Genomic DNA, 26400 nt, shown 5'->3' on the forward strand with positions numbered 1-26400 from the left:
CGATGAGGGCGACAGAAGACTTCGTCAGGTATCTCGCCGCGCTTGTCGTGCTGTGGGTGACCGGATGCGCCGACCCGCCTGCTTGGAGTTGCAGTCGCAGCTCGGAGTGCCCCGACGAGCAATTCTGCCGGGTCGGCGAGTGTGTGCCGGCGGTGGGCTTCGTACAGCAAGACGCCGCGGGTGCGGACACGGCAGATGTGCAGCTCGCAGGTTGTGAACGCGGGGAGTCGCCCGCCGAAGGCGAGCTCGTGCTTAACGAAGTGCTCGTCAACGTGCCCGGCGGCGACTCTGGAGACGCCAACGGCGACGGGGTGCGAGACGCTTACGACGACGAGTTCGTCGAGGTGGTCAACCGCACCGAGAAGGTGCTCGACATCACCGGCGTGAGCGTCAGAAACGGCTCGGCCGACAAATTCGTCTTCGGCCCCACCTGTCTCGAGCCCCGGCAGGCGGCAATCGTCTTTGGCGGCGGCATGCCCGCCGAACAAGACGACATGGTGGTGCGCGTGGCCCAGTCGCGCTTTGCCTTCGGAAATAGCGGCGGCAGCGTGGTGCTCGCCGGTCCCGGCGGTGAGGTCTGGGGGGCGATCAATTACGAAAACGCCCCGGCCGAGGCGCTGACATTGTCACCGCAGCTCGACGGGGCGCAGTTCGTGCCGCACAGCGAGATTTCGGCCGACCGGCTGACCAGCCCCGGCAGGTGTGCCGGGGGCCAGCGATTCGCCGACGGATGTGAATAGTGGAGCTTACTCGTAGCCCCAGCCGACGTTGGCGGTGAATACATGACCGATGGCATTGTAGATTCCGCGCGGGCCGATATCGTTGCGGATCTCACGCTCCATCACGTCGACCAGTTCGTAGGCGGCATCGACGCGCCAGTTTTCCATGAATTTGTAGCCTGCCCCGATGGAACCGGCGATGCGGTCATTGCCGGGCAACGTCGCGTTGACCGTTTCGTCGGGGATCGGTGAGCGGTCATAGGCGACGCCCAATCGAACCGGAATGGTCGGTGTGACGTCGTATTGGCCGCCCAGGCGGAACGCGAAGGCGTTCTCCCACCTGTTCTCGAGTTCGAAGCCCGAGATTGCCTCCTCGTCTCCCTGGGTGTCGATCTCGACGTCGATGACGTCGAAGGTATCCCAGATGGTATAGCCCACCTCGAACTGCAAGAAGAGCTTGTTCCACTGGTAACCAACGCCGGCGTGGAGGGCATCGGGAAAGGTGATGTCGGCCGTGCCGGTGTTGTCGCGGAAGGTCGAGTAAAACGGCGTGTCTTCTTCGCCCTCGAAATGCACCTCGGCATCCTTGTACTCGACGTTGAATCGGCTGCGATACTGCGCGCCGAAGGTCAAGTTGTCGGTGGGCCGGTACATCACGGCGGCCACCCCGCCGAAGCCCCACCCGTCGCCGCCGAGCTCAGTCTGGACAAACTGATCTTCGGTCAGCTGCACGTCTCGGTGCAGCTCGACCCAGCTGTAGACAATTTGCGCACCGCCGGCGATGGAAAGGCCGGTGTCTCCGATCTCGTAGGCCAAGTTGGGGTTGGCGCTCAGCGTGGCGATCTGGACGAACTCGTTGACCTCACGTCCGCGCCAGTCGTTGGGCCAGTCGACGGTCAACCCGTAAGGTGCCGTCAGCCCAAAGCCCATACCGGCCGACAGATTCTCGCTGAGGGCGTACTCCATATGAAAGTTGGGCAGCGGGAAGATGCCGAACTCACTGTCGGTCTCCGCATCGCCGTTTTCCCCCTCGAACGGCTTGTAGTCAATTGTGGGGATGATGAGCGACGAGCCCGCGTAGACCTTCAAGCCGTCCCTGAAGGCCATCGCCGCCGGGTTGTAGTAGCTCGAGTTGGGTTCGTCGGGGTTGGCCACCCCGGCGTTGACCATCCCGACCGCCGTCCCGCTTTGCGTCGTCTCTTGAAATCCCGCCCCGAAAACCGTTTGCGGTACTGCCAGAGCAATGGTCATCAGAACGGCTGCACCAATCCGTTTCACACAGATCATTATCGTCTCCCTCCCAAAGGCAACCGAACGTCTGGCTATGTAATGCTAGGTATGACTTGAACTTAGGTGCGGGGTGGGGAGAGGTGAAGGGGGAAGTGTGACAGGAGAGGAGGGATGGGCGATTTGTGACGCCCCCCGCGCGAGGCGGCGGGGGGCTGTATGCTCGATCAATCAGAACCCGTAGCCCACGTTGATGGCGAACAGGTTCGCCGTGGTGCTGTAGGTGCCGTTGGGGGCGCGCTCGTTTTCGATCTCACGCTCCAGGGCCTGCACGATGGAGTAGGCGACGTCGGTGCGCACGCCGTTCCAGGTGTAGCCCAGACCCAACGAGCCGACGAGGCGGTCGTTGCCCGGCAGCGACGCGTTCACCGTTTCATCCGGGATCGGAGTCATGTCGTAGGCGAAGCCAAGGCGCACCGGCAGGTTGTCGGTGACCTCGTACTGGGCGCCCAGGCGGAAGGCCATGGCGTCTTCCCAGTTGTTCTCGATGGTCAGCGCGTCGAGCGCCTGCTCGTCACCGCCGGTGTCGATCTCGAGGACGAGCTCGTCGTAGGTCGACCAGGTCGTGTAGTTGAAATCGAAGGTCAAAAACAACTTGTCGAGCTGGTAGCCCACGCCCAGCGCGAACAGGTCGGGCAGGTTCATCTCGGCGGTGCCCGGGTTGTCGCGGAAGGTGCTGTTGAGCGGGGTATTCTCTTCGCCTTCGAAGTGAATCTTGCCGTCGTCGAAGTTCAGGCTGACCCGGCTGCGGTAGTTGAAGCCGATCGTCAGCTCTTCGGTGGGCTTGTACATCAACCCGGCCGCGGCGCCGACGCCAAAGCCCTCACCAGCCAGATGCGCTTCGGCGAATTGATCGTCGCGAAGCAAGATCGACTGGCGCATCTCGACCGACCCGAAGACCAGCTGCGCACCTGCGGACACCGACAGATCGACGCCCGGGATCTTGTAGGCGAGGTTGGGGTTGATATTGGCCGTCTGTAGGTCCTGGCTCTTGATGTTGGTGCGACCGATCCACTCGTCCGGCCAGGCAATGCCGAGGCCGTACGAGAAGGTCAGGCCCGTGCCGAACGACAGGCCGGTGTCGGCGATGTTGTTGTAGGCGATGTGGGCGTTGGGCGGCGGGAAGGTCTGCGCCTCGGTGCTGATCTCGGCGCCGCCGTCGGCCGGGGTGTACGTGGTGCTGGGCAAAATGATCGTGTCGCCCAGGTAGATACGAAACCCGTCGCGAAAGCCCATGCTCGCCGGGTTGTAGTAGCTGGCGTTGGGTTCGTTGGGGTTGGCCGCGCCGGTATAACCCATGGCGGTGGCCGTGGCGCTATGGCCGGTGTTCTGGAACCCGGCGCCAAGCGCTGTGCCGGGCACGGCGATGAGGCCGGCGGCGAGCAGCGCTGCGGAAAAACACTTCGAAGACTTCATCTTTGTATCTCCTATCACAAACTTTCTTCCAAAAATTGGGGCTCGAGCGCCCGCCGCAGCTGCTGCGGCGGGCTTATCTGCCGTCTCTTAGAGTCCGCAGGCGCTCTCCAACTCGCTGGGAAGCGCGGCGTCGGAGGTCAACCCGCTCGAGAGCCAAGCAGCGATCTGGTCGAGCGCGCACTCGGCTTCGGCGTTGCCATCATCCAAGAATCCGTGATCGACACCCGAGAAGGTCGTGTCGTCGAGCGACACGCCCACGGCCGTTGCCAGCCGCTCGGTTGCCGAGTTCGGAATGGTCGCATCGTCTTGGACCATCTGGATGAGCATCTCGTTGCTCGGCAGGTTGGTGCCCTCGTCGACGGTGAATTCGTCGGCGCTGGGATCGTAGGTCACCGGCGAGAGCGGCTCGGCGGCCACGTGCGGGGCGAACGTCCAGGGGTCACCCGGCTCGACGATCCACTGCAGGAGGTTGATGGTCTGGAAGAAATCGAAGGTGCCCGGCTGCAGGTCGCCCGGAAGCTGGGGAAGAATCTGTTCGGAGAGGCTTCCCTCGAGCAAGATGCCGGTCAGCTTGGCACCCGGCGCGGTCAACGCGGTGACGTTGACGTCGCCGTCAGTGGCCACGAAGTTCACGCCGATGAGCGAGCCGAGGCTGGCGCCGGCGTAGCCGATGCTCGTCTCGTCGATCAAGTCGGTGCCGGCATCGGCGTCGAGCGCGTTCTCGAGCCCGTCTTCTTTGATGACCTCGGTGAGCACGGCCAGGTCGACGACGGCCTGCAAGAAGTTGTTCTTGGTGGCGATGGCGTTGGCCGTGAGGAACAACTCGCCGGAGGAGGCGCCGTCCGGCGTACGCGCGCCGTGCAGCGGGAAGTCGAGCGAGACGGTGGCAAGGCACTCTTCAGCCAGTCGGTCGGCATACACGCCGGTGGCACCGGCAGCCTCGCCGCCGAGGCCGTGGCCGAGGATGACCACCGGGTACGGCGCGGTGCAGTTCGCGTCCGAGGGGACGGTGATCTGGACCGGCACCGGCTGCGTCGTCGGCGTCTCGAGCAGCCCACCGGGCGCGCTCGGGTCGATGAACCACTGGGTGGTGTAGGCGGCCTGGCGCTGGATCAGACCGACGTTGGTGAAGTCGGCCGGATCGGCCTCGGCGGTAGTCGGGTCGGCCGTGGCCGACGGTGAGCCGCCTTCGTTGGCCAGCGCTTCGGCCTTGGCGTTGAGCTGCTGCTGGTACTCGGTGGCCACGTCGGTGTCGAACGCCCAAGCAATCGAGATCTCGGCGCGGTCGCCGTAGCCAATCGTCAGCGCCGCAAGGAAGAGCTGCTGGTAGGCCTGGCGGGCGTCTTCGAGAGCTTGTGCCTGCTCGTCGCTCAACTGCTCGACGGTGCTCGCGCCATCGGCGAAGACCGGGTTACGGCTGCGAAGGAAGACGAACGCCGAGCTCGGCTTGAGCGACAGGCCGGCGGTGTCCGTGATGTCGGTGGTCGCCAGGCCGGCGGTGGTCACGCCCTGGACGAACGGGCTGCCCGTGGGGCCGAACGTGATGGCGCTGAAATCCTCGTTGTACTCGAGGAAGTAGCGATCCTCGGGATACAACTCGGGCAACTGCCCGGGCACGTAAGCCAGCGGCATGCTGGTGGGAGTGATGGTCGCCGGGTCGAGCGGGTTGGTGCTCTGAATGGGCAGCCAACCGTCGGCCGTGATCGAGAAGCCGTCGCGGCTGTTCAACTCGGTGATCACGGCGGTGGTCAGGTCATCGGCGTCATCGGGAAGCGGCAGGCCCACGTTGCCGTCGTCACCGCGGATGAACTCGTTGGGGAACGGCACCACACCGGCGGTCGGGTCGAACACGGCGAACGGGTCGAGGGCAGTGTGCCACTGAGAGGCCGCCAGGATATTGGAACGCTCGGCGCCGTTGGCAATCGCCGCATCGACGACCGGCGAGAGGAACTGGCGGAGTTGCTCGAGCTGAGCGGCCTCTTCCGGGCTGGCCGCCTGAGCGAGCAGGTCGTTGGTGATGTTGCCCTCTTCGTCCACCAGCGGCTGACTGGACAACGCGAAGAACAGCGTCTGCGCGGTCACGAGGGGGTTGCCGTCGGTATCCTGAATGTCACCGGTGAGCACGTAGCCGTATTGGGTGCCCAGTTCGAGCGGCTCGGCGGGGGTGATCACGATTTCGTTGGCGTCGGCATCGAAGGCCACGCTGCCGATGTCGAGCATCTCGGCGCCCGACTCGGTCAAGCGAAAGAGCATCGCGTCTTCAGCCGCCAGCGTCTCTGGATCGACCTCACCGGTCACCGGCACGGTCAGCGGCGTCGACGGCAGCCATCCGTGCAGCGTGTCCAGATAATCGTAGAAGTCATTCTGTGCCGACGGAGTTCCGTCGCCCAGGTTGGGCAGCGTGCCGTCGTCCTCGAGCGCCAGATCACTCGGCAGCGGGATCGCGCCGGTCTCGGAGTCGAACACAATCTGATTGCGCTCGACGTCGGGGTCCTGCGGGATATCCGGCGCACATGCGCTGGCTACCATCATCATCACAAGGGCCACCGCGCACGCGCGCAACCGCCCCACTCTGCTCGTCTTTGTTCGCATTATCGTCTCCACGGCTCAAATAGGTGATGCACTATTCAACCAATGCGACATCAATGGAGTCTCCCCCGGAAAAACTTTGCCGCTTACCTTGGTTCAATTCGTAGTAGCCGGAATATATAAGATATACGAGCAGAAACAAGCGATTTCGACAGATGGATGAGATACTCGGCGGGGGAAATCTTGAACCGATACGATTTCAGTGTTAACTACAAGCGCGTCTTGCGGCGCATCGAACCCACCGACAATCAAGTCCACCACATCAACTTTTTGTGTAGGAATCTAGACTGATGGCTCCAGCAGATAGCTGTACGATTGGCCCCCAGATTACCGTTAGCGGTCGGCTCACCGGCGACCAGGAAGTGACCGTCCAGGGCACCATCGAAGGGACCGTCGCGCTCGATAACCAACTGACCGTCGACGAGGGCGGTCGCGTCGTCGCCGACGTCGAGGCCGACACCGTGGTCGTCCAGGGTTATCTCGAAGGCGACGTGGTCGCTCGCGAGGTGGTCCAACTGCTCGCCGGCTGCACCGTCACCGGCAATATCCGCGCCCCGCGCATCAACATCGAAGAAGGCGCCCGGTTCCGCGGCAACATCGATATGGACGTGGCCATGCCCGCCACCGAGTAGTCACGGGCCAAGCCCCCACCCATTCTGAGAAATACCGACTCAATTTTTTAAGGAGTACGCTACACCATGGCTGACACTGTTATTGGAAGTGGAATCGTCATCGACGGAGAGATCTCGGGCGACGCGCCCGTCGTCGTCGAGGGAACCGTCAAAGGCCGCATCGCGCTCGACGCGATGGTCAACGTCGCCGAAGACGGCGTCGTCGAGGCCGACATCGAGAGCGCCGAGGTCGAGATCAGCGGCAGCGTCACCGGCAACATCGCCGCCGGCGACCGCGTCGAGATTCGCCCCGAGGGCCGCGTGGTCGGCGATATCCGCTCGCCGCGCATCCTGATTGCCGACGGCGCGAGCTTCAAAGGTCACATCGACATGGACGTGGAATAAACCATGGCAGATCCGACAATCATCGACGCCGGCACCCGTATCGACGGACGCATCGCGGGCGATGCAGACGTTACCGTCCAGGGTCGGGTCGACGGCGAAATCGAACTCACCGAAACTCTCACCGTGGCCGACGGCGGCCTGGTGACGGGCACGATCAACGTGCGCGAAGCGGTCATCGAGGGCGCCGTCAGTGGTGACATCGTCGCCGGCGAGCGTATCTTTCTGACCGCGACGGCCCGGGTGGTCGGCACGCTCGAAGCCCCGGCCATCCAGGTCGACGACGGCGCCCAGTTCTCCGGTGAAGTGACCATGGATCTCGAGGGCGCAGCGCCTGCCGCTGCAACCACGCGAACCACAACGACACGCACCACCACGACTCCGGCTCGCGCAGCGACGCCCGCCCCCAGCCGCGCCCCGGCTCGCCCGGCGGCAGGCACGAGCGCAGGCGCTAGCAGCGCCCCGGCGGCTCGCACCGCGACCACGACGACGACCACCACGACGACGACCGTCGAGGAGGAGAGCGAGGTCGAGGAAGCCGAGGAAGTCGGCGCCGAGTCCAGCGAGGCCGCAGAGGCCGACGTCACCGACTTGAGCAAGCGCGAACTGCAGGATCTGACCGTCAAAGAGCTCCGCGAGGAGCTTCGCGAGCGTGACCTGCAGGTCAGCGGGACCAAAGACGAGCTCATCGAGCGGCTTCAAGAAGCCGGTGACTGATTACTAAGGGTTACTTAGGGTTACTTAGGGTTACTTAGGGTTACTTAGGGTTACTAAAGGTTACTTAGGGTTACTTAGGGTTACTTAGGGTTACTTAGGGTTACTAAGCTGCCTTAAGTAACCAGCGAGCGAAGCGAGCGACTTAGTTTCCCTAAGTTCCCCTTAGTAGCCCGAACCAAAGAGCTACAATATGGCTAAAGAGCCCGAATTGAGAACGGATCTGGCCGATCTACTGTGCGAGCGGTCGGTCAAGACCGGCGACTTCGAACTCGCCAGCGGTAAGACCGCCTCGGTCTACGTCGACGTCAAAAAGACGGTATTGACCGGCCATGGTGCCACGTTGGTCGGCCGCGGCCTGTGGCAATTGGTCCAACACGCCTCGGCCGAGGCTTCTGGCGTGGGGGGACTCACGCTGGGAGCCGACCCGCTGGTGACTGCCATCTCGATGGCGGCCTGGGAAGAGGGTCGCGATCTGGCGGCGGTCATCGTGCGCAAAGAGGCCAAGGGTCATGGCACCCAACAGTACCTCGAGCGCCCCGACAGCCTGTCGGAGGGCGACGAAGTTGTCGCCATCGACGACGTCATCACCACCGGCGGCTCGACGCTCGACGCCATCGAGCGCATGCGTGACGCCGGCCTGGTCGTTCGCCATGCCGTCTGCGTGGTCGACCGCGAAGATGTCGGCGCCGAGCGTCTGGCCGAGGCCGGCGTCGAGATGCACCGTCTGTTCACCCTCTCCGAATTGCTCGAATTCAGTGGACAGAAGTAGCTTTCTCAGCGCCGAAGACGGCACCCAGATTTGGTACGGTACCGCCGGCACAGGCCCGGCCATCGTGTTGTGCGATGGTCTGGCCTGTGACGGTTTTATCTGGCCGTACGTCGTCGACGAATTCGTCAACGCGCACACCATTGTGCGCTGGCACTACCGCGGCCACGGGCAAAGCGACGCCCCCGAAGACCTCTCCACGCTCAATATCCCGCAGATGGCGCGCGACCTCGACGCGGTGCTCGACGCCCTCGAGCTCGACTCGGCGGTGCTTGTGGGCCACTCGATGGGCGTGCAGGTCATCTTGGAGTATTACGGGCTCAATCCCGACCGCGTCGCCGCGCTCGTTCCCATCTGTGGAAGCTACAAGCGCCCGCTCGACACCCTCTACAACACCGACTTTTTCGGCCACGCCCTGCCCCACCTGATGCGCCTGGTCGAATCGGTGCCCGAAGCCTCCCAGACGTTCTGGCAGACGGTAGTGCCGAGCAAGTTCTCCTACATTCTTTCGATGGCGACCGCCGTCAACACGCGACTCGCCCGCGGCGTCGACTTCATTCCGTACCTGGAGCACGTCGGCGACATGGATATCCGTGTGTTCCTGACGTTGTTGAGCGCTGTGGCCGAGCATTCGGCCGAAGATGTGCTCGAACGAGTCGATGCGCCGGCGCTGATTATCGCCGGCGAAAAGGATGAGCTCACCCCGCTCTTCCGCTCGGAAGAGATGGCCGATCAGATTGCAGACAGTGAGCTGATCGTGCTGCCGGGCGGCACGCACGTCGGACCGATCGAATTGCCGGAGTTGGTCAACGGCGCGATCGAGAAGTTCTTGCGAAAGGTCGGGCTGGGCACATAAAAGGCAGCCCTCGCCGGTGTGAACTAGCGAGGGCTGCCTCTTAGATGGCGCTGGATGCGCAGCCTTTTAAATCACGACAAGTCGGAACAGTTGCTGGCCCATCAGCAGCAGATCCCCGTCGTCGACCTGCGTCTCGCGGCGAATACGGCGGTAGGTGCCGTTGCTGCTCCCGAGATCTTCGAGCACGGGCTTGCCGTCTTCGCGACCCACACGCGCGTGCTTGCCGGAGACGAAGCCGTCGTCGCGGAACAAAATGTCGCCGCTCTCGCGTCCGAGGGTGACGTCATCGTCGCCGAGTTCGAAGGCGCGGCTGACGATATCGGGGCCTGCGACCAAGCAGAGTCTGCCCCAGTAGCCGTTAGCCGGGCTTCCTGCGACCTGGGTGTCCCCTTCGCCGAGCGTCTCGATGACCGCAGGCGCTTCGTCGATGAGCTCGAAGCGAAGCAGCTCCTGGCCCATCCGAATCATGTCGCCGTGCTCGAGCTCGACCTTGTTGCGGATGCGAACGAAGACGCCGTTGAGGCTGCCTTCATCACGCACCTTGAAGCCGTCGCCGGTAAACGCAAACGTGGCGTGCGTCGGCGACAGGAAGGGGTCACTCGAGAGTGCTTTCTTTTCGCTGTCTCGCCCGAGGGTGTGCTCGCCGGAGGTCAGTGCAATTTCGGCGCCTTCGGATCCGTCGGGGCGGATGACGATGAGCCGGCCGACCACGTCGCTCTCGGGCGAAGGCGCGGGCTCTTCGGCGGGCGCGGGGGCTTGCGCAGCCTGAGGCTGAGACGGTTGGGCCGGCTGAGATTGGGCTGGTTCGGATGGGGCAGGCGCAGACTGCACTTGCGGCTCCGGCTGTGACTGCGCCGCGGCCTGTGTGGCCGGCTGAGGCTGAGCCGCCGCGCTGATCGCGCCACCGCACGCACCGCAAAACTTGAAGTTGCTCGGCACCGTCGTCCCGCAATGCGGGCAGTCGATCATCTCGGGCGTCGCCTGCTTCTTGGGCGCCTCTTCAGGCTTGGGCAACGCAGAGCCACAGCCCAGACAGAACTTGTACTCGTCTTCGTTTTCACGACCACAATTCTTGCAGTTGATCACGGCACCACTCCGTAGGATGTCTTCGCGTGCAGGTGCGCCCGAGCCGTCCCTCGGGCCGCCCAAAGTGGTAACAAGTCTTTGCAAAGACCGCAACTCTGCGATGAGGGAGCCCCCAGATTGTACGCACATCTGCAGCCGTGTTTATGATACAGTACTACGGGGACAATCGGGGAGCTTTCGAACATTTTTCAGGCCCAAATATCATGGAACGACTAGGCTTGCGACATGTGGGTGTGGCGACGCTGATCTCATTGGGACTCCTGGTGGCAGCATGTGCCAGCACGCCGGAGGTGGGCGTGCGTCCAGACTTCGAGCAGCGACACGTGCCGCGCGTAGCGGTGGCGCCCTTCTACTCGATGGGCACCTTCAGCTTGCCGGCCGACGAGCTCGACGAGGCGCTTCGCTCCAGCGAAGAGGCCGCGATTCAAGCTCTCGAGGCCGACGGCTTCGAGGTGGTCGGCCCGCGTGCGCTCCGGCAACACCTCGCCGAAAACGACGCGGCAAAGGCCTTCGACGAGGGCGTGCTGTTGCGCAGTGAGTTGAGCAACTACTTCGAACCGGCTCGAGACGCCGGCCGCCCCTCCCTGGAAGTCGCCACCATCCAAAAGCTCTACAAGGAGGGGAAGCTGCCTGCCGAAGCGCTGCTATTCGGCGAGGTCGTCTACCACACGCGCACCGAGTGCCGGGTCGACCCGACCCTCTACAACGACCACGCCGATATCGCCGGTGCCTCTCAAACGACCGAGGAGGCCGGCTCGCCATGCATCGTCAGTCACTTTCAGGCCAAGCTCGTCTATGCCCCCACCGGCGAGACGATGTGGTTCAACCGCAAGCTCCTGCAGACCAACACCGGCGAGGCGAGCCTCGAAGCCGCCCGCGCCAACCTGACCGAAACGGTCGGCCGCACGTTGAGCGGACCGGAGGGATTGCGCTCGTTTGGCGGAAAGACACGCACGGCGGCGCTCGACAGTGACGACGAGAAGGATAACTGACTTAGAGTGGTTTGGTGGTTGAGTGGTTTGGTGGTTGAGTGGTTGAACTCGTCCGCTCTGTCGAGGGACCTGCGCAAAGAGACCGCCAGGCAGGAGCGGTTCTGGTCGCGACGCCCTGCAGCCAAGAAACCACTCAACCACTCAACCACTCAACCACTCAACCACTCAACCACTCAACCAAGCTCGATCCGACCAATCGGCTGGATCTTCAGCGCCGGATCGAGCTCCTGATACGACAACACCACAGCTTCGGGCATCTCGAGCGAGACGAGCTTTCGCATGTAGCGGCGCACGCGCTGGTCAGTCAGGATGATGGCGTCGCGTCCGGCCTGCACGTCCGACTCGACTTGCTGGCGCACCGCACGCATGAGCTTCTGAGTGACGTCGGGAGGCAAGGCCAGGAAGTTGCCCTCGTCGGTCTGCCTGATGGCCCCAGCGACCGTCTCTTCAACTTCTCGGTCCACCACGTACACAATCACACTGCCGTCGGTTCCGGCGTACTTGTGGGTGATGTAGCGGCTCAAGCCGGCGCGCACCTCTTCGGTCAGAGCGACCGGATCTTTGATGCTCTGGGCGCGATCGGCGAGCACCTCGAGGATGCGCGGCAGGTTTCGCAGTGAAATGCCCTCCTCGGCCAGCCGCCTCAAGATCTCGGTCAACTCGGGCAGCGCGATAAGCTTGGGCACGACCTCTTGCACCGTCGCCGGATACGGTCCCTCGAGTTGGTCGAGCATCTGTTGGACCCCCTGCAAGCCGACGAAGTCGCTGGCGTTCTCCTCGAGCGCGGCGGTGAGCCGCAGCAACACGTAGCCGGCGACGTCCCAGGTGGTATAGCCCGCAGACTCGACCGTGTCGGCATCAGCGGCGTCGATCCAGGCGGCGGGCTGGCCGGTGACCGGGTGTCGCGTCGGTTCGGCGGTGATCTCGAAGACGGACAGGCTCTCGGGGTCCTCGTTCGCCAGATGCCTTCCGGCGGGCACCTCGGCCGAAGCGACGGGCACCTCGTCGATGCTGATGACGAAGCCACGCGCCGGACAGCGCCGCGAGCCGGTACGTACGCGCACACCAGGAACCTTGACGCCGAGTTTGTGGAAAACCCCTTCGCGCATCGACGGGATCATGTCGCGGAGCCACGCTTCGCGCTCGCCGTCCATCTCGGCCGACAGCGCGCTGCCGATTTCCAGGCTCAGCGGCGTCACCGCCGGGATCATCGCCCTAGCCTGGCGGGCGCCCGACTTGGCCTCGTTTTCGACCTCCTCGACCTCCTGGACCTCAACCTCCGACAACGCTCCAGATCCTGCCGTATCGACGCGCATCAGTCCCCATGCAGCCAGACCGACGACGCTTCCCATCATCACGAACGGCACTGTTGGCAGCCCCGGAATGATGGCGAGCAGCCCAAGCAGACCGGCGGCGATGGCGATCGCCTTGGGCTGGGCGATGAGCTGGGTGAAGATATCGCCGCCCAGGTGGTCGACACCGTCGTCCTCGGAGGCAACGCGGGTGACGATGATGCCGGCGGTGGTCGAGATGAGCAGCGCGGGAATCTGACTGACGAGGCCGTCACCGATGGTCAGCAGCGTGTACGTCGAAGCCGCGTCAGCTGCCGGCATGCCATTTTGCAAGATACCGATGACCATGCCCGCGATGATGTTGATGGAGGTGATGATCACGCCGGCGATGGCGTCGCCTTTGACGAACTTCATCGCGCCGTCCATCGCCCCGTACAGTTGGCTCTCCTTTTGAACGAGCGCACGCCTGCGCCGCGCTTCGTCCAAGTCGAACGCACCGGCGCGCAGATCAGCGTCGATGGACATCTGCTTGCCGGGCATCGCGTCGAGGGTGAAGCGCGCGGCGACCTCCGAGACACGCTCGCTGCCCTTGGCGATGACGATGAACTGGATGAGCGTCAAGATCAGGAAGATGACCGCACCCACCACGTAATTGCCCTGCACCACGAACTCGCCGAACGACTCGATGACCTCGCCGGCGTCGGCGTGCAACAGGATGAGCCGTGTCGACGAGACGTTGAGCGCCAGGCGAAAGAGCGTGGTGATCAGCAACAAGGCAGGAAACGCGCTGATCTTGAGCGCGCTCGGGATATACAAGCTGACCATCAGCAGCGTCACCGCGATGGTGATATTCAGCGTGAGCAAGAGGTCGAGCAAGAAGGTCGGCAGCGGCACGATCATCATACCAATGATGCCGACCACCAAAAACGCCAGACCGAGGTCGCTGTAGTTCGTCAGGAATTGCTTGAGTCCGCCAGTTCCACGCGCCGCCATCTCATCTCCATCGTGTCGACCAGATTCGGGAGGCATCCACACACCCCCTCATTACGGTTTTCGGCAGAGATGGCCGATTCGTTGCGTACTTTTTTCAAAAAAGATCAAAAAACCGCCCCAGAAGGGCTTCTGGAGCGGTTTCCCGAACGCAATTCTCTGTTCACGCCTTGCCAAGAAAAAGGCCGCCGGGCGATTTCGCCCGGCGGCCTCTAAGAATCGGAATCGATTACTATCGCATTCCTAACCCGTCCCCCCGCGCTCCGCGGTTGAAACAGGCGCATGGGCACGACTTGATTTCCCGTTATCCAGCAAGTAGCCCGTGCTTGTAGACAAGCTTATAGAAGGTCGTGACCCATGCGTGATCGTTTAAGCCCAAAATCGGCCTGAGAGCATTGAAAAAGGCCATCGAACCTGCTCTGCTCGTGGTTGCTTAAGACTACGACAGAACATGGAGGTTCAGATGGCCCACGGACAGGGTACTCAGCTTCGCGATCTTCTTGCAACGCTCATTCACGAAACGCTCGACGAAAGCCTGGCCAAAGCGCTGGGCGTGGTCGAACGCGAGCGCAAAGTCGACATCGTCATCTTCGTCTGGTCGCTGATCCTGGGTTTTCCGACCGGCGCCAAACGCACGCTCAGCGCGTTGCGGCGCTCTTTCGAGCAAGCCAGCGGCCAGCGGATGGCCTCTTCGTCTTTCTACAACCGATTTACGCCCCAGATGACCAAGCTCCTGGAAAAACTGGTCGAGCATGTGCTGGCGGTCCGCAGTGGCCCGGCCAACAGCTACCAGGGCCGTATGATCCAGGGCTTCGAGAAGCTTCTGGCGCTCGATTCCACGGTTGTACGCCTCCACGACATGCTCCAAACAGTCTACCCAGCCTGTCCTGACGGTCAGTCGGCCCTCAAGCTGCACGTGGTCATGAACGTGCTCTCGGGCAGTCCGGGGCGGGTCAAACTCTCCGATGGCACCACCCACGATCAGGGCGTTTGGACCAGAGTCGGCAGTTGGGTCAAAGGCTGCCTGCTCTTGTTCGATCTGGGCTACTGCAACTTCCATCCGTTTCACCGCATCGACCGCCAGGGCGGGTTTTTCGTCTCGCGGATGAAGTCGAACGCCAACCCACTCATCGTTGAAAACCTGACAACCTGCGCCGGTCGAAGCATCGACCTTGTCGGCCAGAAACTCCAGGACGTCGTCGGCCGTCTTCGCCGCAGAGTGATCGACGTCGAGGTCGAGCTGCCGGTCAAACTCAGAAGGTACCGCGGCAAACAGCGCCAGATCACCCGCCGCTTCCGCATGATCGGCATCCGCAACGACAACACCGGCGAGTACCACTTCTACGTGACCAATGTCGGCCAGGAACGGCTCTCGGCCGAGGATGTCGGCCACATCTACGCGCTCCGGTGGCAGGTCGAGCTGCTGTTCCGCAGGCTACGCTCGCACGGCCGACTCCATCAGCTTCCGACGCAGCAAGAGCACATCGTCAAGGCGCTGATCTGGGCGTCCATTCTGGCGGTGCTCGTCTCACAGAAGCTTCTGTGGGCGATGCGACTTCGCGACCGCGGACGACACCTACCGGCGCTGCGCTTCCAGGAGGTCTTCGAGTCGTACGCACGCGCTATCCTCGAGGAAATGGTCGCGCATCGGCGAACGAGTAAGCTCGACCTGTTTGACCTCATCTATCACGAGGCGGTCGACCCGAACCTCGACCGGGTGCGCTCCTTCGACATATTGGATGCTGCGTAGGAGGACTTTGATGACGGTTTCAGCCAGTAACTACGCGGGTTTGCGCTTAAACGAACACGCATGGGTCGTGACCCCAAACGGACTTGTAGTAGAGGTATGGATGCTCAGGTCCCAGTTATCTCGCTCGCATAGCGTAGCTTTGGAAGAGCTCGAAGCACCGCGGCCCCACTCGTTGCCGACGACATTCGACCACAGCACTGAGTGCACCAACGACTCCCGCCAGACTTGCACGAAGTGCTAAACCGGTACCAGTGACGCCTACAAACATCAACCCAAGGCTCCTCAAGAACACCTCCTAACCGTCCTTAAAGCCACAAACCCGCTACACTTGACACCTCCCCCCAACAGCAGCACAATCAATTCAATGCCTCTTAAATAGGGGGGGCATCTGCCTACTAGCGCAGACGCATTTTATTTTCATTCACGTGGAGTATCGAATGTTGAAGATGAAAAAACGGAGTCTCTCTTTTCTTTTGTTCGCGACGAGCACCCTGCTCTCCAGTACTGGTGCTGCAGCCACAATTGCCTGTGAGGATGCCGTCGGCGACATGTGGTTTGATGTCTATAATGGCAACCCCTTCAGCTACTATACCGCCGTTACGGTCGTCACCCCCTGGGGTACGGTTTCCGACCATGAGGAAGGAGACTATTTGAACGAAGTCAACTTCTCCAACTGTCCGACGATGTCTTACCCTTGGCAGTATATGTGCGAAAAGAGCGCCGAAACAGAGGGGTATCCGACAATGTCTGGGAGTCACCGTCTGGAGACGAGTCTAGCTTCTGATGGGTCGACGACGAGTATCGAAGCCACTGTCGAACTCGATGGGTGGACTAACCCGATTCTTTTCAGTCCGACTTCTTGTAGTGAGTACGAAGACGGATGGAACTATATCATCCGTGGCCAAGTGCCGGCTGCTTTCGGTGGGAGTTACAATGTTACAATCAAGTATTTGGCCGTCCCCCATGAAGTTGAGTCCCTATGACTCCTGAGCGATTCAGCCACGAGACTCGTGGCTTGTAGTCTTGAGTCACTATCGCAGCCCAACAGCCTCGGGGCGACTTTCGGCAAATGTAGCGCCAGCGGTCACGTCAATCTCTCAACACGGCCGCCAAGACTCTATGGTCAGTCTTGGCGGCCTTTAGGTACGTCTTCTCTTTCCGATGCAACTTGGGGATACGAACTATCCGAGGTTCATGACCTTCCGAGTCAGTATCTCGCCGTCACCCAGCCTTACTGAGCGGCGTCGAACACGCAGTACTCGGTGCCGTCGAAGTCGGTGCAGACGCCGCCACGATCGGTGCAGTCAGCGCCGTCGCCTTCGCAGGGAACTTCGCAGTAGCTGTTGTCGTTGCAGCGACCCTGGGTTCCGTCTTGGAACTGACAGTCGGCGTCAGTCGCGCAGGACGGGCTGCAGAGACCGAGAGGCGATCCATCCTGGTCCAGTTGGACGACGTTGCACGAGAACTCTCCGGTATCACCACGGAGGCAGTCGGTGTTCTCACTGCACAGCGGCTGGCAAATGCCAATGGTGCCACCCTGACCGTCATCTTGTCCGCCGCAAATCGCTTCCAAACCGCAGCCGGTGGTCGGACCATACTGAAGTCCGTAGTTGCAGAAAACCGCGAGGCAGAAGCCACCATCAACGTTGGTGTTGCAGAAGCCACCACCCTGCTCGGTCACCGACGGATCCGGACCGCCACAGTCGGGGTTGTCGGCGCAGGCACCGCCCAGATTGTCCGGGCTGTAGGAGCAGTACTTCTGACCATCCTCGCCGGCGCCGAGGTACGGATCGACACATTCTTCGTCAGCGCCACACTCCGTGGCGTCCGTGCACGGAGTCGCACAACCGAAGTTGATCTCGACTTCGCCAGCGGCGCAGTCGGCGCAGGCTTCGATCTCGGTGGTGCAGCTGTTGCGGAAGCAGTTCGGGTCTTGGCTGTTCTCGCAGTTGTCGTTGGTGCGCATCGCCGACTCGGAGTGCGAGAGGAGCTGGAAAGAGACGTTTCGCTGGATCAAAGACCGAGGGCTTCACGGCGTCGAGTACGGGGTCAGCGACGCCCACCAGGGACTGGTCAATGCAGTGCATGAATGCTTCCAGGGCGCGAGCTGGCAGCGATGCCAGACGCACTTTCGCCGGAACCTCAGCGACCGCACGCCCAAGCGCCACCAGGACGCGCGGCACGGGGGCTTAGACCGCATCTTTAAGGCCGACGATAAGAACGCTGCTCGCCAGGCTTTCAACGAGCTGGCCGCCGAACTCGAAGGCAAGGCCGACAAGGCTATCGAGATGCTCGAGCTGGGCATGGAAGACGCCACGGCCGTACTCGACCTGCCGGAGAAGTATCATCGCAGGCTGCGCACCACGAACATGCTCGAGCGGCTCATCGAGGACGGTATCTGAAGATGGAAGAATGCTACGACTGGAAGCGGGCGAATCACACCCAAGAGGACGCGCTTTTACCAGCCGCTGAGTGAGGAAAAGAAGTCAGCCTGCGGAGAGCGAATTTACCCAGTCGATCGGACTTGATCCCGCTAGAAATTTCCGAACGTCCATGCTCTACTCCTCAATCAATTGAAAAAATCAAGTGTTCGAGTTCTCGTGCCGTTGATTAACTGGGCATACGTTTGGATGTGACTCGTTGCGGCTTAATGCATCGAGTCGAACACTCGTTGCCGACGACATTCAACCACAGCACTGAGTGCACCAACGACTCCCGCCAGACTTGCACGAAGTGCTAAACGGGTACCAGCAACGCCTACAAACATCAACCCAGGGCTCCTCAAGAACACCCTTTAACCGTCCTTAAAGCCACAAACCCGCTACACTTGACACCTCCCCCCAACAGCAGCACAATCAATTCAATGCCTCTTCAATTGGGGGGGGCACCTGCCTACTAGCGCAGACGCATTTTATTTTCATTCACGTGGAGTATCGAATGTTGAAGATGAAAAAACGGAGTCTCTCTTTTCTTTTGTTCGCGACGAGCACCCTGCTCTCCAGTACTGGTGCTGCAGCCACAATTGCCTGTGAGGATGCCGTCGGCGACATGTGGTTTAATATCTATAATGACAACCTCTTCGGCTACTATACCGACGTTACGGTCGTCACCCCCTGGGGTACGGTTTCCGACCATGAGGAAGGAGACTATTTGAACGAAGTCAACTTCTCCAACTGTCCGACGATGTCTTACCCTTGGCAGTATATGTGCGAAAAGAGCGCCGAAACAGAGGGGTATCCGACAATGTCTGGGAGTCACCGTCTGGAGACGAGTCTAGCTTCTGATGGGTCGACGACGAGTATCGAAGCCACTGTCGAACTCGATGGGTGGACTAACCCGATTCTTTTCAGTCCGACTTCTTGTAGCGAGTACGAAGACGGGTGGAACTATATCATCCGTGGCCAAGTGCCGGCTGCTCTCGGTGGGAGTTACAATGTTACAATCAAGTATTTGGCCGCCCCCTATTATTGACTCCTGAGCGATTCAGCCACGAGACTCGGCGCTTGTAGTCTTGAGTCACTATCGCAGCCCAACAGCCTCGGGGCGACTTTCGGCAAATGTAGCGCCGGCGGTCACGTCAATCTCTCAACACGGCCGCCAAGACTCTATGGTCAGTCTTGGCGGCCTTTAGGTACGTCTTCTCTTTCCGATGCAACTTGGGGATGCGAACTATCCGAGGTTCATGACCTTCCGAGTCAGTATCTCGCCGTCGCCCCCAGTTAAGTTGCGTAATTGAGGACGGTCCTCCGTACTCGTAATTCCTTCGTGCCCCAGCGATCTTGCTTTCATCTTCACGTTTCGCGCCAGAAAGGTAGAAGCCTTGGCGGAGCATGAACCTTGCGAAAGATGTTCGCTGCAATCCCTCTCAATTCAACGCTCCCCTGTAGGTACCAGGCTGTCCGCGTTGGACCCACACGCGCAAGAAAAAAGAAAAAAGAAAAAAGACCGCCGGGCGAAGTCGCCCGGCGGCCTCAATCGTTTGAGTGGTTACTCAAACGAAGGTTGTATCCGACGCCTTACTGAGCGGCGTCGAACACGCAGTACTCGGTGCCGTCGAAGTCGGTGCAGACGCCGCCACGATCGGTGCAGTCAGCACCGTCGCCTTCGCAGGGAACTTCGCAGTAGCTGCTGTCGTTGCAGCGACCCTGGGTTCCGTCTTGGAACTGACAGTCGGCGTCAGTCGCGCAGGACGGGCTGCAGAGACCGAGAGGCGATCCATCCTGGTCCAGTTGGACGACGTTGCACGAGAACTCTCCGGTATCACCACGGAGGCAGTCGGTGTTCTCACTGCACAGCGGCTGGCAAATGCCAATGGTGCCCCCCTGACCGTCATCTTGTCCGCCGCAAATCGCTTCCAAACCGCAGCCGGTGGTCGGACCATACTGAAGTCCGTAGTTGCAGAAAACCGCGAGGCAGAAGCCACCATCAACGTTGGTGTTGCAGAAGCCACCACCCTGCTCGGTCACCGACGGATCCGGACCGCCACAGTCGGGGTTGTCGGCGCAGGCACCGCCCAGATTGTCCGGGCTGTAGGAGCAGTACTTCTGACCATCCTCGCCGGCGCCGAGGTACGGATCGACACATTCTTCGTCAGCGCCACACTCCGTGGCGTCCGTGCACGGAGTCGCACAACCGAAGTTGACCTCGACTTCGCCGGCGGCGCAGTCGGCGCAGGCTTCGATCTCGGTGGTGCAGCTATTGCGGAAGCAGTTCGGATCTTGGCTGTTCTCGCAGTTGTCGTTGGCGCAGGTCAGCATCGCCTCGAAGGCGTCTTGGGCGTCGCGGGTACCATTGGCCAGACACTCGGAAACGCAAGCGTTGGTCTCACAGGTGTTGTAGCAGTCGAAGACCTCGGAGCAGGTCGCGTTGCCGCTCGGAAGCTCGTAGCAAACGCTGTCGCCCGACTGGAGCTCGATGCATTCTTCGGGAGCGGTGCAATCGCTGTCCGCGGAGCAGATGGCCAAGCACTCGGTGTTGCCTTGCTGGTCGATCTGAACTTCGAGCTCGCCCTCGGCGCAACCGCCACCGGTGCCGCCGTCGTCGTCGGTGCCAGCATCGTTGTCGTTGTTGCCAGTGCCGGTACCGCCAACGCAACCACCCTGCTGGCAGGTCGCGCCAGCTTCGGTGCACTCGTCGTCGGTGCTGCATGCCGGATAGCAGCCTTCTTCACCATTGACCACAAGGCTGACTTCGCCCGAGGGGCAATCGTCGCCGCCACCTTCATTGTTGTCATCGCCACAGGCGACGCCGAAAACCGAGACGCCGGCGATCAAACAAAGCGCGGCGCAAAGTCTAAAAATCGTGTTCATCGTCCTTACCTTAATAAGTTGACTAACCTCAGCAAAACCAAATGCAGCCACCGTAAAGTCGCGGCCAAACCTCAATGCTCTCCCCCACCCGTCGACGAACAAGAGGCTCAAAGCCCCTGAAATTGCGTCACTTTCACGTGGGTGACACAAAAAATTCGCTTGCTCGTCGAGCGTTGCAACTCTACCGAACGAAAATGCAGAGTCAAGCGCACCCACATTATCGCACAAAAATCGACCTCTGAAGGCCCTCAGAGGCAGAAAAGGGAGCGCCTTTGGCGGCGCTCCCTCAAAAATCACTCATCCAATTGTGAGCATTCAGCGGACAGTGAAGCAGTCACACATCCATCAATAAGCGACAGTGTCAACACATCGGCAAGTTGAGATCGGCGTCGTGCGCGCGGCTCAGGTAATGAGCATCAGATTCATCATGGGTCGCGCCGGTCGAAGCAATCACTGTGAACAGCGCGCGCATACACATCATCAGGTAGAGCATCATGGCGTTGTTGCGCCCAGCGGGCGAGTTGCCATGCTTGGTCGGGTCCATCATGGCGCGCGACCACTCGGTGGTGGCCGCGTTCTCCAAGGCAACCTTCTCCATCTCGGCGCGCATGGCCTTCTGAATGGCCATCTCGAGCGCCTGGATCATCTCGGGCGCCGAGTCAAAGCGCGTCTCGGGGCGCTTGCTCAGCGTACGCATGATGACTTCTTCGAATTCGGGTGAGATCGCCGGGTTGACCTCGCGCGGGCGCACCGGCTCGGCGTGGGCATGCGCCTCGAGTAGCTCGCGCGGCGTGGCTCCGTCGAACGGGCGCTTGCCGCAGGCCGCTTCGTAGAGCATGACGCCCAGGCTGTAGATGTCGCTCGAGAGCCCCACGCTGTCGGGGTCGGTGACTTCTTCGGGCGAGATATACGCGGCGGTTCCGGCGATCTTGGCGCGCTCTTCTTGGCTGAGCGGCTGGTCGGCGAAGCGTGCGAGCCCGAAGTCGATGATCTTGGCGACGTAGCGTCCACTATGCGGAGTGATCAGCACGTTGGCCGGCTTCATGTCGCGGTGGACGACGCCGTGGCGGTGTGCGTGAGTGAGCCCGCGAAGGATGTCGGTGAACAGACAAGCGAGCTCCATCTGGTCTGCATGCTCGGCCTGCGACTTCATCCACTCTTCGAGCGTGACGCCCTCGATATACTCCATGACGTAGGCAAGGTGCCCGTCAATCTCGAGGATCTCGTGAAAGCGCACCACGTTTTGGTGACGCATACGCATCATGATGCGCGCCTCGCGGTAGAACTTTCTGCGCTTGCTCGGATCCGCCAAGAGGTGTGGGTGCAGCACCTTGACGGCCACCTTCGAGAAGGTATCGCGGGGGCGAGCCTCGTAGACGTAGCTCGTGGCGCCCTTGCCGGCAAAGCCGTTGATGACGTAATTGCCAAATGTATCGCCGTAGCGAAGCGTCGGCTCGGGCTCGCCTGGCTCGAGACGCGGCTTTCGGTGAATCGCGGTCATCAAAACCCTCCATGGTTTCGACCAATGCAGTCGCATCCGTGCGACGTGTGAGGTCATGATGCCGCAGAATCAGAAGGTGTCAAAAAATTCGTTCAGGAACCGAGGCGCCACGCTTATGAAACTACAAATCAAATATTTTGCCGGCCTGCGCGAACGCTTCGGAACGGCCGAAGAAACCATCGAAATCGACGCGCACGCCCCCACCGTCGCCGACTTGTGGCGAGCCCTCGAGGGAGCCCATCCGGAGATCGGACGCATGAAGAAGTTCGTTCGCGTGGCGGTCAACCGCGACTTCGCCGACGAGACGACCCGGCTCGCCGCCGACGACGAGATCGCGTTGATCCCGCCGGTGTCCGGCGGCGCGGGCGAAGAGCCACGCTCCGAAGACGAGCCGACTGAACTCGAGGACCCGACCGGGGCCTTCCGGATTACGCTCGAAGCGCTCGACACCGACCGGGTGCGCACGCATGTCACCCGCCCCGAGGCCGGCGCCATCGTCTTGTTCGAGGGCGTGGTGCGCGACCACACCGGCGACCATGACGTCAGCCACCTCGAGTACGAAACCTACCTGGAGATGACCCTCGACAAGCTCGTGCAGACGGGCGAGGAGGTCGCCGAGAAGTGGGAGCAGTGCCAAATTGCCATCCATCACCGCTACGGGCGCCTCGAAATCGGCGAGAAGGCGGTCGTTATCGCCGTCTCCAGCCCCCATCGCGCCGCGGCCTTCGAAGCGTGCCAATACGCCATCGACCGGCTCAAGGAGATCGTGCCTATTTGGAAAAAAGAAGTCGGCCCCGACGGCGCCGAGTGGATCGGCATGGGGCCATAGGACTAACAATTCACCACGGTGAGCACGGGGACACGGAGAACTGCTCAAAGAAAGTAGTCCCCCGTGCTCCCGGAGGTCTCCGTGGTTAGTGCGCGGTTTTAATTTTCGTAAAAGATCTTCAGATCGGCCGCTTTTTCGGGCTGGCGCAGCTTCTGGAGCGCCTTCGCTTCGATCTGGCGGATACGCTCGCGTGTCAGGTTGAAGTCTTGGCCGACCTCTTCGAGGGTGTGGTCGGTCTTCTCGCCGATGCCGAAGCGCATGCGCAAGATCTTCTCTTCGCGCGGGGTCAGCGAAGCCAGCAGCGACTTGGTCTCGTCTTTGAGGTTCTGGGTGAACGCTTCCTCGGCCGGGTCCGCAGCCTTCTCGTCTTCGATGAAGTCACCGAGTTGACTGTCGTCCTCGTCGCCCACAGGGGTCTCGAGGCTGACCGGGTGGCGCGAAATGCGCAGCGCCCGGCGCACCGAGTCGATCTCCATGTCGAGCTTCTCGGCGATCTCCTTGGCGTTCGGCTCCCGGCCGAGTTCCTGCTCGAGCTCACGTGAGGTGCGCGAGATGCGGTTGATCGTCTCGATGAGGTGCACCGGGATACGGATGGTGCGCGCCTGGTCGGCGATAGCTCGTGTAATCGCCTGGCGGATCCACCAGGTGGCATAGGTCGAGAATTTGTGACCACGCTGATACTCGAACTTCTCGACTGCGCGCATCAGCCCGATATTGCCCTCTTGGATGAGATCCAAAAAGTGCATGCCGCGGTTGACGTACTTCTTGGCGATGGAGACGACGAGCCGCAAGTTAGCGCGGATCATCTCGGCCTTGCCCCGGTCGGCGCGGCGCTCGCCGGCCTTGATGAGCAGCACCTTCTCGATGAGCTTGTCTTTGGGGAGGTGGAACTCCTGCTCGATCGACTCGATGATCGCGCGTGACGACTCGACGACCTGGCGGGTCTGCTCGAGATAGCGCTCGTCAAAGGGAAGCTTCGAGAAATTGATCTCCTCGCCGGCCCGCTGCTTTTCCATCAGCTCTTCGAGCTCCGCGCGCCGCACGTAACAGCGACGGTAGCGATCTTCGATGCGCCTCTCGCAGCGTTGGATATTATCCATCGCGTCTTTGAAGCGGTTGGCGATCTCATTGAAGAAACGCTGCGAGAGCTGGGCGCCGTGGATCGATTCGACCAGCTTTTCCTGAGCGGCGTCGAGCTTTTTGCGCGCCTTGTCGAGCTTGGCGTCGTCGGCTTGCTGCTCGGCCAGGTCGACGAGCTTGTCTTGCGCCTTGCACACCTTTTTGTAGGCGGCTTCGACGCGGTCGAAGCGCGCGAACACCTCCGGTGCGACAGGCATGTCGCTGTCATCGGCGCTGGGCGTATACTCGTCGAAGACCTCACGGGCGCGGGCGCTGCCGTCGATGAGGCGCTCGGGCAGCTCCAAGATCATGCCGATGCCGGCGGTGCTGGTGACAATGATGTCGAAGCACTCTTTGCGCCCCGCCTCGATTTCCTTGGCGACGGCGACCTCACCGGCCCGGTCGAGCAGACTCACCTCGCCAATCCCCTTCAAGTACATCTTGACCGGGTCGAGATCACGCCAAGACTCCACACGCGTGCGATTGAGGCGGTTTGCCTTTCGTCGCTTCTTGCGCTCGGAGATAAGATCCTCGCGTTCCTTCTCATCGGCAACTGCCTCAGAACCCGTCCCGTTTGCGTCCATCACCTGCGATCGCTCCGTCATGTCTTCGCCCTGACCTTCGAGAAGCCTCGGATTCTCGTCACACCCATGACACCGATGTCATAGGCTGTGAAAAATTTACACCGCTCGCACCCGTTCCCGAGCCCTGTCTGTGCGACAGGCATTGCATCTGCGCGCTGGCCGGCTCTTCGACGTACAACCGCCCAAAAGCTGCCTCGCATCGATGCCTATCCGGGTTTCTACACATGCAACATGCAGCAGCAGCATCTTCTTCCGGCCCCGGATAGAGACCTGGAGAACCTTATCGAACCTCCAGATAAGCCGGAAGAAGTCTCACTCGCCACGATCAACGTGCAAAATGCGTGCACATCCAAAAAATTGCGTCGTGATCGACAAAAAAATAGGCCACGGCATGGTCGCCGCAGCCCTCTACTTCAAATCGATTTGTCGGAATCCGCGTAGGTCATACGGGCCTCTGCGCGGCGCGCGCCAAGCCCTGGAGCTGCTCGCGCAGCCCACGGACGATTCGCGGATCGAGTCCGCCTCGGCTCTTCTCGGCGAGCTTGTCTTCGAGCCCAGCGATGGTCTGGTTCGCTTCGGCCAACTCGACCTCGAGACTTTCGACGGTCTCTTTGGAAGCGGCCAGCTCGACCTCGAGGCTTTCGATGGTCTCCCTGGAATCGGCTAGCTCGACCTGGAGCGTCTGGACGGTCTTCGTGGACTCGGCCAACTCGACCTCGAGTGCTTCGATTTGCTGGCTCTGTGAGGCGAGTCGGTCTTCCCACATGTCAGGCTGCGAGTCGACCTGCTCGTCGACACGCGCGCTCAGCTCCTCGACTTCGTCGCGAAGCCGGGCATTCTCGGCCTCGAGCTCCTCTGCCCTACCATCATCGGCCACCACGTCTGCGTTGGCGTAGCAGGGCTTGCCTTCGCGCTCGAGTTCGAGCTGGCGACGCGCGCCGGCGATGGTGAACATCTCGTTATACAGAAGGTCGCGAATCTGGACGATCAGCTCGATATCTGCGCGCTGATAGACCCGCTGACCGCTGTCGGTCTTATCGGGGTCGAGCACGTCGAACTCGCTCTCCCAATAACGCAACACGTACGGCTCGAGATCGAGCAGCTTGGCGACCTCGCCAATCTTGAAGTACGTCTTGTCGGGGATCGTGATCGCGTCCAGTTGACTCATCCAAAAACTCCTGCACTGCGCGAAGCTCGACAGCGTTAACGTCTACAACCATTTACTCGACAACAGCCATTCACTCAACTCATCCGAGCAGCTCTCAGGCGTCGCCGTTCAGCTCGTCTTTGAGCACCTGGCTGACCTTGAACCGAAGCACTTTGCGCTCGGGGATCATGATCTCGACGCCGGTGCGCGGGTTACGACCCACACGTTCTCCTTTGTGGCGCACTTCGAATTTGCCGAAGCCGCTGACCTTGAGCTCCTCGCCTTCTTCGAGCGTCTCTTTGATCGTCTCGAGCACGGTGTCGACGTAGTCGGAGGCTTCCTTCTTGGTCACACCAACGGTTTCATAGACAGAGTCCACCAATTCGTTCTTGGTCATCGTCATGGACTACTTCTCCTGTCTTTAAAAATTTCAATAAG

General features: G+C 61.2%; 22 protein-coding genes and 1 pseudogene. 12 read left to right on the forward strand and 11 right to left on the reverse strand.

Translation table 11 applies throughout. The annotated features are described in order from the left end of the window. Positions 1 to 2: 2 nt before the first annotated feature. Entirely contained in the window at positions 3 to 740 is a 738-nt protein-coding gene (locus FIV42_RS03170; protein WP_168210355.1) for a lamin tail domain-containing protein, read from the forward strand. Positions 741 to 746: 6 nt separating this feature from the next. On the opposite strand, the gene FIV42_RS03175 is transcribed toward FIV42_RS03170, so the two are convergent. From FIV42_RS03175 to FIV42_RS03185, 3 genes are all read right to left on the reverse strand, one after another. Beyond that, a complete protein-coding gene (locus FIV42_RS03175) occupies positions 747 to 1970 on the reverse strand; it encodes an OmpP1/FadL family transporter (protein ID WP_168210356.1) in 1224 nt (407 codons plus the stop codon). 207 nt (positions 1971 to 2177) lie between these two features. Then, positions 2178 to 3422: an OmpP1/FadL family transporter gene (locus tag FIV42_RS03180; protein WP_141196271.1), complete on the reverse strand. Its 1245-nt coding sequence runs from the start codon at positions 3420 to 3422 to the stop codon at positions 2178 to 2180. A gap of 87 nt (positions 3423 to 3509) precedes the next feature. Next, positions 3510 to 6014 (reverse strand): Ig-like domain-containing protein, encoded by a 2505-nt coding sequence (locus FIV42_RS03185; RefSeq protein WP_141196272.1) that lies wholly within the window; start codon positions 6012 to 6014, stop codon positions 3510 to 3512. A 287-nt stretch (positions 6015 to 6301) separates the two neighbouring features. On the opposite strand from FIV42_RS03185, the gene FIV42_RS03190 reads away from it, so the two are divergent. From FIV42_RS03190 to FIV42_RS03210, 5 genes are all read left to right on the forward strand, one after another. Beyond that, a complete protein-coding gene (locus FIV42_RS03190; RefSeq protein ID WP_141196273.1) occupies positions 6302 to 6643 on the forward strand; it encodes a bactofilin family protein in 342 nt (113 codons plus the stop codon). A gap of 66 nt (positions 6644 to 6709) precedes the next feature. Next, positions 6710 to 7027 (forward strand): bactofilin family protein, encoded by a 318-nt coding sequence (locus FIV42_RS03195; RefSeq protein ID WP_141196274.1) that lies wholly within the window; start codon positions 6710 to 6712, stop codon positions 7025 to 7027. A gap of 3 nt (positions 7028 to 7030) precedes the next feature. After that, on the forward strand, positions 7031 to 7741 hold the full coding sequence (locus tag FIV42_RS03200) for a polymer-forming cytoskeletal protein (protein WP_141196275.1): 711 nt from the start codon (positions 7031 to 7033) through the stop codon (positions 7739 to 7741). Positions 7742 to 7931: 190 nt separating this feature from the next. After that, positions 7932 to 8510 (forward strand): orotate phosphoribosyltransferase, encoded by a 579-nt coding sequence (gene pyrE / locus FIV42_RS03205; RefSeq protein ID WP_141196276.1) that lies wholly within the window; start codon positions 7932 to 7934, stop codon positions 8508 to 8510. Next, on the forward strand, positions 8497 to 9363 hold the full coding sequence (locus FIV42_RS03210) for an alpha/beta fold hydrolase (protein ID WP_168210357.1): 867 nt from the start codon (positions 8497 to 8499) through the stop codon (positions 9361 to 9363). The genes pyrE and FIV42_RS03210 overlap by 14 nt, the downstream gene beginning before the upstream one ends. 66 nt (positions 9364 to 9429) lie before the next feature. Here FIV42_RS03210 and FIV42_RS03215 read toward each other — a convergent pair whose 3' ends face one another. Further along, positions 9430 to 10449 (reverse strand): FHA domain-containing protein, encoded by a 1020-nt coding sequence (locus tag FIV42_RS03215; protein WP_168210358.1) that lies wholly within the window; start codon positions 10447 to 10449, stop codon positions 9430 to 9432. A gap of 296 nt (positions 10450 to 10745) precedes the next feature. Between FIV42_RS03215 and FIV42_RS03220 the strand changes: the two genes are divergently transcribed. Next, complete coding sequence (locus tag FIV42_RS03220; protein WP_141196279.1) at positions 10746 to 11441, forward strand: hypothetical protein; 696 nt, start codon at positions 10746 to 10748, stop codon at positions 11439 to 11441. A 173-nt stretch (positions 11442 to 11614) separates the two neighbouring features. On the opposite strand, the gene sctV is transcribed toward FIV42_RS03220, so the two are convergent. Continuing rightward, entirely contained in the window at positions 11615 to 13726 is a 2112-nt protein-coding gene (sctV, locus tag FIV42_RS03225; RefSeq protein WP_141196280.1) for a type III secretion system export apparatus subunit SctV, read from the reverse strand. Positions 13727 to 14186: 460 nt separating this feature from the next. Between sctV and FIV42_RS03230 the strand changes: the two genes are divergently transcribed. Together FIV42_RS03230 and FIV42_RS03235 are read left to right on the forward strand one after the other, a co-directional pair. After that, positions 14187 to 15473: an IS4 family transposase gene (locus FIV42_RS03230; RefSeq protein WP_168210359.1), complete on the forward strand. Its 1287-nt coding sequence runs from the start codon at positions 14187 to 14189 to the stop codon at positions 15471 to 15473. Positions 15474 to 15910: 437 nt separating this feature from the next. After that, positions 15911 to 16456, forward strand: a complete 546-nt coding sequence (locus tag FIV42_RS03235; protein WP_141196282.1) for a hypothetical protein — start codon at positions 15911 to 15913, stop codon at positions 16454 to 16456. A gap of 248 nt (positions 16457 to 16704) precedes the next feature. On the opposite strand, the gene FIV42_RS29965 is transcribed toward FIV42_RS03235, so the two are convergent. Then, on the reverse strand, positions 16705 to 17439 hold the full coding sequence (locus FIV42_RS29965; protein ID WP_168210360.1) for a hypothetical protein: 735 nt from the start codon (positions 17437 to 17439) through the stop codon (positions 16705 to 16707). Between FIV42_RS29965 and FIV42_RS03245 the strand changes: the two are divergent. Next, positions 17438 to 17857 (forward strand): annotated as a pseudogene (locus tag FIV42_RS03245) (transposase); the annotation flags it as partial. The gene FIV42_RS29965 and the pseudogene FIV42_RS03245 sit on opposite strands and share 2 nt — an antisense overlap. 553 nt (positions 17858 to 18410) lie before the next feature. Next, entirely contained in the window at positions 18411 to 18944 is a 534-nt protein-coding gene (locus tag FIV42_RS03250; RefSeq protein WP_141196285.1) for a hypothetical protein, read from the forward strand. 545 nt (positions 18945 to 19489) lie between these two features. On the opposite strand, the gene FIV42_RS03255 is transcribed toward FIV42_RS03250, so the two are convergent. Then, positions 19490 to 20782 carry a hypothetical protein gene (locus tag FIV42_RS03255; RefSeq protein ID WP_141196286.1) on the reverse strand — a complete coding sequence of 431 codons (1293 nt, stop codon included), beginning with the start codon at positions 20780 to 20782 and terminating at the stop codon, positions 19490 to 19492. Between the two features lie 361 nt (positions 20783 to 21143). Continuing rightward, positions 21144 to 22283, reverse strand: a complete 1140-nt coding sequence (locus FIV42_RS03260) for a serine/threonine protein kinase (protein ID WP_168210362.1) — start codon at positions 22281 to 22283, stop codon at positions 21144 to 21146. 115 nt (positions 22284 to 22398) lie between these two features. Here FIV42_RS03260 and moaD point away from each other — a divergent pair, with 115 nt between their 5' ends. Beyond that, on the forward strand, positions 22399 to 23112 hold the full coding sequence (gene moaD, locus FIV42_RS03265; RefSeq protein WP_168210363.1) for a molybdopterin converting factor subunit 1: 714 nt from the start codon (positions 22399 to 22401) through the stop codon (positions 23110 to 23112). A 98-nt stretch (positions 23113 to 23210) separates the two neighbouring features. On the opposite strand, the gene rpoD is transcribed toward moaD, so the two are convergent. The 3 genes from rpoD to FIV42_RS03280 form a co-directional block, all read right to left on the reverse strand. Then, on the reverse strand, positions 23211 to 24836 hold the full coding sequence (gene rpoD, locus FIV42_RS31280; protein ID WP_141196289.1) for an RNA polymerase sigma factor RpoD: 1626 nt from the start codon (positions 24834 to 24836) through the stop codon (positions 23211 to 23213). Between the two features lie 421 nt (positions 24837 to 25257). Continuing rightward, entirely contained in the window at positions 25258 to 25983 is a 726-nt protein-coding gene (locus FIV42_RS03275) for a MerR family transcriptional regulator (RefSeq protein ID WP_141196290.1), read from the reverse strand. 94 nt (positions 25984 to 26077) lie between these two features. Next, positions 26078 to 26365 (reverse strand): integration host factor subunit alpha, encoded by a 288-nt coding sequence (locus tag FIV42_RS03280; RefSeq protein ID WP_222615367.1) that lies wholly within the window; start codon positions 26363 to 26365, stop codon positions 26078 to 26080. Between the last annotated feature and the right edge of the window lie 35 nt (positions 26366 to 26400).

The sequence above is a fragment of the Persicimonas caeni genome (assembly GCF_006517175.1).
In the GTDB taxonomy this organism is placed as follows: domain Bacteria; phylum Myxococcota_A; class Bradymonadia; order Bradymonadales; family Bradymonadaceae; genus Persicimonas; species Persicimonas caeni.

What these genes read in the sequence shown, in the direction of transcription:
- FIV42_RS03170 (WP_168210355.1), top strand. Translation starts at nt 3, where the DNA reads ATGAGGGCGACAGAAGACTTCGTCAGGTATCTCGCCGCGCTTGTCGTG.
- FIV42_RS03175 (WP_168210356.1), bottom strand. Translation starts at nt 1,970, where the DNA reads ATGACCATTGCTCTGGCAGTACCGCAAACGGTTTTCGGGGCGGGATTT.
- FIV42_RS03180 (WP_141196271.1), bottom strand. Translation starts at nt 3,422, where the DNA reads ATGAAGTCTTCGAAGTGTTTTTCCGCAGCGCTGCTCGCCGCCGGCCTC.
- FIV42_RS03185 (WP_141196272.1), bottom strand. Translation starts at nt 6,014, where the DNA reads ATGCGAACAAAGACGAGCAGAGTGGGGCGGTTGCGCGCGTGCGCGGTG.
- FIV42_RS03190 (WP_141196273.1), top strand. Translation starts at nt 6,302, where the DNA reads ATGGCTCCAGCAGATAGCTGTACGATTGGCCCCCAGATTACCGTTAGC.
- FIV42_RS03195 (WP_141196274.1), top strand. Translation starts at nt 6,710, where the DNA reads ATGGCTGACACTGTTATTGGAAGTGGAATCGTCATCGACGGAGAGATC.
- FIV42_RS03200 (WP_141196275.1), top strand. Translation starts at nt 7,031, where the DNA reads ATGGCAGATCCGACAATCATCGACGCCGGCACCCGTATCGACGGACGC.
- pyrE (WP_141196276.1), top strand. Translation starts at nt 7,932, where the DNA reads ATGGCTAAAGAGCCCGAATTGAGAACGGATCTGGCCGATCTACTGTGC.
- sctV (WP_141196280.1), bottom strand. Translation starts at nt 13,726, where the DNA reads ATGGCGGCGCGTGGAACTGGCGGACTCAAGCAATTCCTGACGAACTAC.
- FIV42_RS03230 (WP_168210359.1), top strand. Translation starts at nt 14,187, where the DNA reads ATGGCCCACGGACAGGGTACTCAGCTTCGCGATCTTCTTGCAACGCTC.
- FIV42_RS03235 (WP_141196282.1), top strand. Translation starts at nt 15,911, where the DNA reads ATGTTGAAGATGAAAAAACGGAGTCTCTCTTTTCTTTTGTTCGCGACG.
- FIV42_RS29965 (WP_168210360.1), bottom strand. Translation starts at nt 17,439, where the DNA reads ATGCGCACCAACGACAACTGCGAGAACAGCCAAGACCCGAACTGCTTC.
- FIV42_RS03250 (WP_141196285.1), top strand. Translation starts at nt 18,411, where the DNA reads ATGTTGAAGATGAAAAAACGGAGTCTCTCTTTTCTTTTGTTCGCGACG.
- FIV42_RS03255 (WP_141196286.1), bottom strand. Translation starts at nt 20,782, where the DNA reads ATGAACACGATTTTTAGACTTTGCGCCGCGCTTTGTTTGATCGCCGGC.
- FIV42_RS03260 (WP_168210362.1), bottom strand. Translation starts at nt 22,283, where the DNA reads ATGACCGCGATTCACCGAAAGCCGCGTCTCGAGCCAGGCGAGCCCGAG.
- moaD (WP_168210363.1), top strand. Translation starts at nt 22,399, where the DNA reads ATGAAACTACAAATCAAATATTTTGCCGGCCTGCGCGAACGCTTCGGA.
- rpoD (WP_141196289.1), bottom strand. Translation starts at nt 24,836, where the DNA reads ATGACGGAGCGATCGCAGGTGATGGACGCAAACGGGACGGGTTCTGAG.
- FIV42_RS03275 (WP_141196290.1), bottom strand. Translation starts at nt 25,983, where the DNA reads ATGAGTCAACTGGACGCGATCACGATCCCCGACAAGACGTACTTCAAG.
- FIV42_RS03280 (WP_222615367.1), bottom strand. Translation starts at nt 26,365, where the DNA reads ATGACGATGACCAAGAACGAATTGGTGGACTCTGTCTATGAAACCGTT.